At 62.6% G+C, this 6284-nt stretch carries 6 protein-coding genes and 1 pseudogene; 6 read left to right on the forward strand and 1 reads right to left on the reverse strand.

Going from position 1 to position 6284, the window contains the following annotated elements; translation table 11 throughout:
- Nucleotides 1-430: pseudogene (locus tag NKF06_RS19280) on the reverse strand (phosphoribosyltransferase family protein); the annotation flags it as partial.
- A gap of 124 nt (nt 431-554) precedes the next feature.
- On the opposite strand from NKF06_RS19280, the gene htpX reads away from it, so the two are divergent.
- From htpX to NKF06_RS19310, 6 genes are all read left to right on the forward strand, one after another.
- Complete coding sequence (htpX, locus tag NKF06_RS19285; RefSeq protein ID WP_058827931.1) at nt 555-1436, forward strand: zinc metalloprotease HtpX; 882 nt, start codon at nt 555-557, stop codon at nt 1434-1436.
- A gap of 6 nt (nt 1437-1442) precedes the next feature.
- Nucleotides 1443-2048, forward strand: coding sequence for a hypothetical protein (locus tag NKF06_RS19290; protein ID WP_253246336.1), 606 nt, complete (start codon nt 1443-1445; stop codon nt 2046-2048).
- A gap of 491 nt (nt 2049-2539) precedes the next feature.
- Complete coding sequence (locus tag NKF06_RS19295) at nt 2540-2917, forward strand: hypothetical protein (protein WP_253246337.1); 378 nt, start codon at nt 2540-2542, stop codon at nt 2915-2917.
- Nucleotides 2918-3414: 497 nt separating this feature from the next.
- Nucleotides 3415-4446 (forward strand): DNA repair and recombination protein RadA, encoded by a 1032-nt coding sequence (gene radA, locus NKF06_RS19300; RefSeq protein ID WP_058828727.1) that lies wholly within the window; start codon nt 3415-3417, stop codon nt 4444-4446.
- Between the two features lie 192 nt (nt 4447-4638).
- On the forward strand, nt 4639-5784 hold the full coding sequence (locus NKF06_RS19305) for an FAD/NAD(P)-binding oxidoreductase (protein ID WP_253246338.1): 1146 nt from the start codon (nt 4639-4641) through the stop codon (nt 5782-5784).
- 10 nt (nt 5785-5794) lie between these two features.
- Complete coding sequence (locus NKF06_RS19310) at nt 5795-6208, forward strand: DUF1641 domain-containing protein (protein ID WP_253246339.1); 414 nt, start codon at nt 5795-5797, stop codon at nt 6206-6208.
- Nucleotides 6209-6284 lie beyond the last annotated feature (76 nt).

The following is a 6284-nucleotide window of genomic DNA, read 5'->3' on the forward strand; positions in this document are numbered from 1 at the left end:
CCTGCCGCAGGCACGCTCGGGCGGTCGCGCCGTGGCGACGCCGTCGTCGACGACGACCACGCGCTTTCCGGCCACGTCGGGGAAGCGGGTCGCCGCCGCGGTACAGCGACACCTTCTCTCTCGCCGCCTCGGCCTCGCGCTCGCGCTCGCGGTCGAGGTAGTCGTCGCCAACGTCGAGATACGAGAGCAGGTCGTCGTTCCACCACGCACTCCCGTCGCCCGCGACTGCCCCCACGGCGAGTTCGGGGTTGTCGGGTGCGCCGACCTTGGACGCGACCACCACGTCGAGCGGCGCTCTGAGGCGGTCCGCGACCTCCCTGCCGACGGGGAGTCCGCCTCGCGGGATGGCCAACACGAGGTCCGCCGTCTCTTCTCGCTCGTCGAGCAGGTCCGCCAGCCGGCGGCCCGCGTCTTCCCTATCGGCGAACATGTCACCCGGAACTACGTGCTCCCGCGGCAAAACGGTGTATCCCCATTCTCCACGCTTCGGGCGCCAGCGTGCGACGCCTTCGCACTCCAACAGCGTTTATTAGCCGGATTACTAATCACGTGGTATGAACTGGAAACCGGACTGGGGACTTCGCGGGCGGATGGCGCTCACGATGTTCCTCCTGTTCGCCCTCTACATCGTCTTCGCGGGGGTGTTGTTCGCCTACTTCCAGAGCCTCGCCGTCATGGCCGGGTTCATGGGCGTCTTCCTCTTCGCGCAGTTCTTCTTCAGCGATAAAATCGCGCTGTACAGCATGGGTGCGACCGTCGTCGACGAGGACGACGGCCCGCAGGCGCGGAAACTCCACGCGATGGTCGGTCGCCTCTCTCAGCAGGCGGACCTCCCGAAGCCGAAGGTCGCCATCGCCGACACGCGCGTCCCGAACGCTTTCGCGACGGGGCGCTCCCAGAAGAGCTCGGCCGTCTGCGTCACGACCGGCCTGATGGACACCCTCGACGACGAGGAACTGGAGGGCGTCATCGCCCACGAGCTCGCGCACGTGAAGAACCGCGACGTGATGGTCATGACCATCGCGTCGTTCCTCTCCAGCATCGCCTTCCTCATCGTCCGCTGGGGCTGGTTCTTCGGCGGCGACGACAACCGCCAGAACGCGCCGGTCATCGTGGCCATCATCGCGTCGCTCCTCGTCTGGATAATCTCGTACCTGCTGATTCGGGCGCTCTCGCGCTACCGCGAGTACGCCGCCGACCGCGGGGCCGCCGTCATCACCGGTCGTCCCTCGGCGCTGGCGTCCGCGCTCCTCAAGATTTCGGGCCGGATGGACAACGTCCCGAAGCGCGACATGCGCGACACCTCGGAGATGAACGCGTTCTTCATCATCCCCATCAAGTCGGACTTCATCGGCCGCCTGTTCAGCACCCACCCCTCGACCGAGAACCGCGTCGAGCGCCTCCGCGACATGGAGCGCGAGATGGAGACCGTCTAAGCACCGATGGGGCTGTTCGATTCATTCCGCGCCATGCTCGGCATCAGCGCCGAGTCCGACGCGACCACCAAAGCGGACCCCGAAGACCTCTTCGGGATGAGCACGGCGTACCTCACGATGGAGGCCGACCTCCGGTTCGACTCGGCCGACGAGGCGGCGCTGTGTTTCTCCTCCGTCGATAGCACCGACTTCGCGGACACCGTCGACGCCGTCGAAGACATCCTCACGGCCGGGAGCGAGGAGACCGGAACCGAGTTCCGCCGCCACACCGACGGCCACGGCTACAACTGGGTCGTCCTCGCCGACGACGACCCCGAGGACCTCGTGACGAGCGTCCACTTCGCCGCCGACGAGTTTATCGAGCGCGGCTACGGGTCGCGCCTGCTCGCCGCCCTGTTCGGCTTCGAGCGCGACGGCGACCGCGCCTACTGGATTTACTCGTTCCGCCGCGGGGCGTACTACCCCTTCGCTCCGCAGGGCACCTCCTCGCGGAATCAGAGTCTGGAGTTCAAACTCGAATCCGTCCTCGACGGGGAACTGACGATAGAGGACGACGAGAGCTACTGGTACCCGCTGTGGCCGTCGACGCGGAACGGCCACCCGTGGGAGTGAGGGTTTGACTTGACGGCTCTGTTGCTGGTGGTTTGTTGAGGCCGTGCTGACTCGGTGGAAATTCTGCTATCCCAGCGGAGCATGAATCAAACATGGACGCAAGAGACTGAGCTGTATTCCGCGCCGCGGAGCGTGTGATGCTAACTGCTCTGAGTGTGAAAGAAGCCGACTTATGGCGATCTCCACACAAAGCAGTGGTGAGGAAGTGACATTTGATAACATAGCAACGAATTGCCCACTATCAACTAAGAAATCCGAAGTCATTGAGGTTGCAGAATCTGAGATGGATGAGGCACGTAGTGAACGAATTCGGGACCGCCTCGATAAGCCTGCACCATATAGTGAATAACCACAACTAGGAGGTCTGCCAGTACTATTATTCGTTTCAAAATATTGAATCTATTCAGATGACTGAATCTGCTCCGATTTCCAGTTCACGACGACGGATACTTGCAATAATCGGGATTTCGGCCTTCGGAGGGTGCTTAGGTATGACCGGTGAGGATACTGAATCTAAACCGCCAGGCCTTGACAGCATCTACGTACGGAACCAACGTACCCAGGAAACAGAAACGTTGGTGACTGTCAGCCGAGACGGGGACAGTATCTATGAGAAGTCTCACACACTTGATGGTAAATCCACTAATTCATATGGAGAGGTTCTTATCGAAGAAGACTGGTTAGGCGAACAAACATCGTACAAAATAGAGATTTCTGCAGAGGGTGTCGGCGAAGAATCATTTTCAACGGGAGATTTTCTTGAGTATGCAGGTGGGACTGAAGGCTTTGATTGTTACGAGGTTACCGTTGTGGTTGATACAGACTCCATCGGCTTCCGACCTGCTGCACGGGAAAACTGCCGAAATTAGTAGCGTTCCGATGAGGATCTGCTTGAAGGGTTACTCAATAGACCCTCCGTTCGATAGTAATGATAGAACTCACCTTTGTCCTCAATTCGGTTCTCCTGCTCCTCGGAGTGATTATGATACTGACTCCAATCTGGGCAGTAAATTTCGATAAGAAATGTTGGTCATCTCTTCCCTTCTCTCGGCCGTGGAGCCATACTGACGGGACTCAACGCTTGCTCTATCGGTTTCTAGGTGTAGTGTGGCTGCTTCAAGCTATGAGCTACTTCTACTGGTAGACACACCTTCTGTATGTTGTGCGCTGATTCTGTCAGATTCTACATATCCAATCAGGCTAACCTAACCTGACCTGACTTGATTCCTTTCGTCACCACCGAACGTCTCGACTTCTAACTTGAAACTCCGTCAGACGCTCGTCATCGACCCCTCCTCGTCCCTCGTTTTTACTTTCACCTTGCTGTTAACGAGGGTTTATGAGGGTATAGGCGGAACGACTGGGTATGGCAGAAGACGACCTCGAAAGTCTCCCCGGCGTCGGCCCGGCGACAGCCGACAAACTCACCGACACCGGCTACGACAGCTATCAGTCCATCGCAGTCGCCAGCCCCGGCGAGCTATCGAACAAGGCCGACATCGGCTCCAGCACGGCCTCGGACATCATCAACGCGGCCCGCGACGCGGCCGACGTGGGCGGCTTCGAGACCGGTTCGATGGTCCTCGAACGACGCCAGCAGATCGGCAAGCTGAGCTGGCAGATCGACGAAGTGGACGAACTCCTCGGCGGCGGCCTCGAAACGCAGTCCATCACCGAGGTGTACGGCGAGTTCGGTGCCGGGAAGTCCCAGATCACGCACCAACTGGCCGTCAACGTCCAGCTCCCGCCCGAACAGGGTGGTCTCGGCGGCGGGTGTATCTTCATCGACTCCGAAGACACGTTCCGCCCCGAGCGTATCGACGACATGGTCCGCGGCCTCGAAGACGAGGCGCTCGAAGCGACGCTCGAAGACCGCGAAATCGAAGGCTCCGTTGACGACGAAGAGACCATGCAGGCACTCGTCGACGACGTCCTCGACAAGATTCACGTCGCCAAGGCGTTCAACTCCAACCACCAGATTCTCCTCGCCGAGAAGGCCAAGGAACTCGCCGGCGAGCACGAGGACACCGAGTGGCCGGTCCGCCTCCTCTGTGTCGACTCGCTCACCGCCCACTTCCGCGCCGAGTACGTCGGCCGCGGCGAACTCGCAGAACGCCAGCAGAAGCTCAACAAGCACCTCCACGACCTGATGCGCATCGGCGACCTGTTCAACACGGGCATCCTCGTCACCAACCAGGTCGCGTCGAACCCCGACTCCTACTTCGGCGACCCGACCCAGCCCATCGGTGGCAACATCCTCGGCCACACCTCGACGTTCCGCATCTACCTCCGCAAGTCCAAGGGCGACAAGCGTATCGTCCGTCTCGTTGACGCGCCGAACCTCGCCGACGGCGAGGCCATCATGCGCGTGCAGGACGCCGGTCTCAAGCCCGAGTAAGCCAGCGCTCGGCCGCTCGGCCGATTTCACACGACTCCAGTACCCCCGTTCCCCCCACACCTCCGTCGCACCCCACATCCTCCCCTTCCCTCGTCGCTCCGAGCGGCCGCGCCGTCGCTTGGTTCTCATAATGTTGGAAATAGCTTGCAATACTATCCCGTCGGCGGCCCACCGTTTAGGTAGGTGAACTCCATGACGAACCGAATCGTAGTCGTTGGCGGTGGCACGGGTGGGACGGTGGTTTCGAACCGTCTCGCCGAGGAACTCGCGTCGGAGATAGACGACGGCGACGTGGAGGTGTCGCTGGTCTCCGACGACACGAAACATGTCTACAAGCCGGTGTTCTTGTACGTTCCGTTCGGAGTCGCGGAGCCGGAGGACGGCGTCCGCGACCTGCGGGACCTCGTCGACGAGCGGGTGAATATCGTCACTAACCGCGTCCGTCGCGTCGACACCGACGAAAAGCGCCTCTACTGTCAGGACGGCGACGAGGTGCTCGACTACGACACGCTCGTCCTCGCGACCGGCGCGAAGCTCGACCCCGACGCGGTTCCCGGCTTCCGGGAGGGCGCACACCACTTCTACAGCGCCGAGGGGGCCGAACGGCTCCGCGACGCGCTCGCGGAGTTCAACGGCGGTCGCCTCGTGTTGAGCGTCGTCGGGACGCCCCACATGTGCCCGGCCGCGCCGCTCGAATTCACGTTCATCGTGGACGACTGGCTCCGGAGCCGGGGTCTGCGCGAGGACACTGACCTCGTCTACACGTACCCGATGGCACGGAGCCACGGGAAGCCCGAGGTCGCCGAGTGGGCCGACCCGATTCTGGCCGAGCGGGGGGTCCGCGTCGAGACCGACTTCGTCGTCGACGCCATCGACCCGGACGGACGGGTCGTCTCGGCAAAGAACGGCGCGGAAGTAGACTACGACCTGCTCGTCGGCATCCCGCCGCACCGCGGGGATGAACTCATCATTGACTCCGGCCTCGGCGACGCCGGCTGGGTCGACGTCGACCAGCGGACCCTCCGCGCGACCGCCGCCGAGGACGTGTACGCCATCGGCGACACGGCGGCGCTGCCCATCCCGAAAGCCGGGAGCGCGGCGCACTTCCAGGCCTTTACCGTCGCGGAGCGAATCGCCGCGGAAGTCCGGGGTCGCACGCCGACGAAGCGGTACGACGGCAAGACCGTCTGTTTCGTCGAGACCGGCCTCGACGAGGCGTCGTTCGTCTCGTTCGACTACGAGACGCCCGCGACGATGCGCCAGCCGTCGAAGCCCATCCACTGGGCCAAACACGCCTACAACGAATCGTACTGGCTGACCGCCAGGGGGATGCTCTGAGGTGAGACCAATGCAGGACCACGAATCAACCACGACGACCGAACAGCCGGTGCCCGACGAACTCGTGCGGGCCATCGAGAACAACCCCGAGGAGGTCGCCCTCCTCGTCGAACGACTCGGTCTCGTCAACGACCTCATCGACGTGCTCGAACTCGGCGTCGACGCGCTCGACGACGAGATGGTCCGGTCGCTCGCCCGGACCGGCACCTCGCTCGCCGAGGTCGCCGACGACGCTTCGGACCCCGACACCGTCGCCGGGATGAAGCGCCTGCTTCGCGCCGTCGGCGACGCGGAGGAGGCGGAGGCGGCGCCCGTGGGCGCGGTCGGTCTCCTGCGCGCCACCCGTGACCCCGAGGTCAAGGTGGGACTCGGCTACCTCGTCGCGCTGGCGGCGGCGCTCGGCGCGGGGACGGAAGCAGAATAGCCTGACTCGCGCTCGGTTCGACGGTTCGACGGTTCGACGGTTCGACGGTTCGACGGTTCGACGGTTCGACGGTTCG

The sequence above is a fragment of the Haloferax sp. AB510 genome (genome assembly GCF_024136985.1).
GTDB lineage: Archaea > Halobacteriota > Halobacteria > Halobacteriales > Haloferacaceae > Haloferax.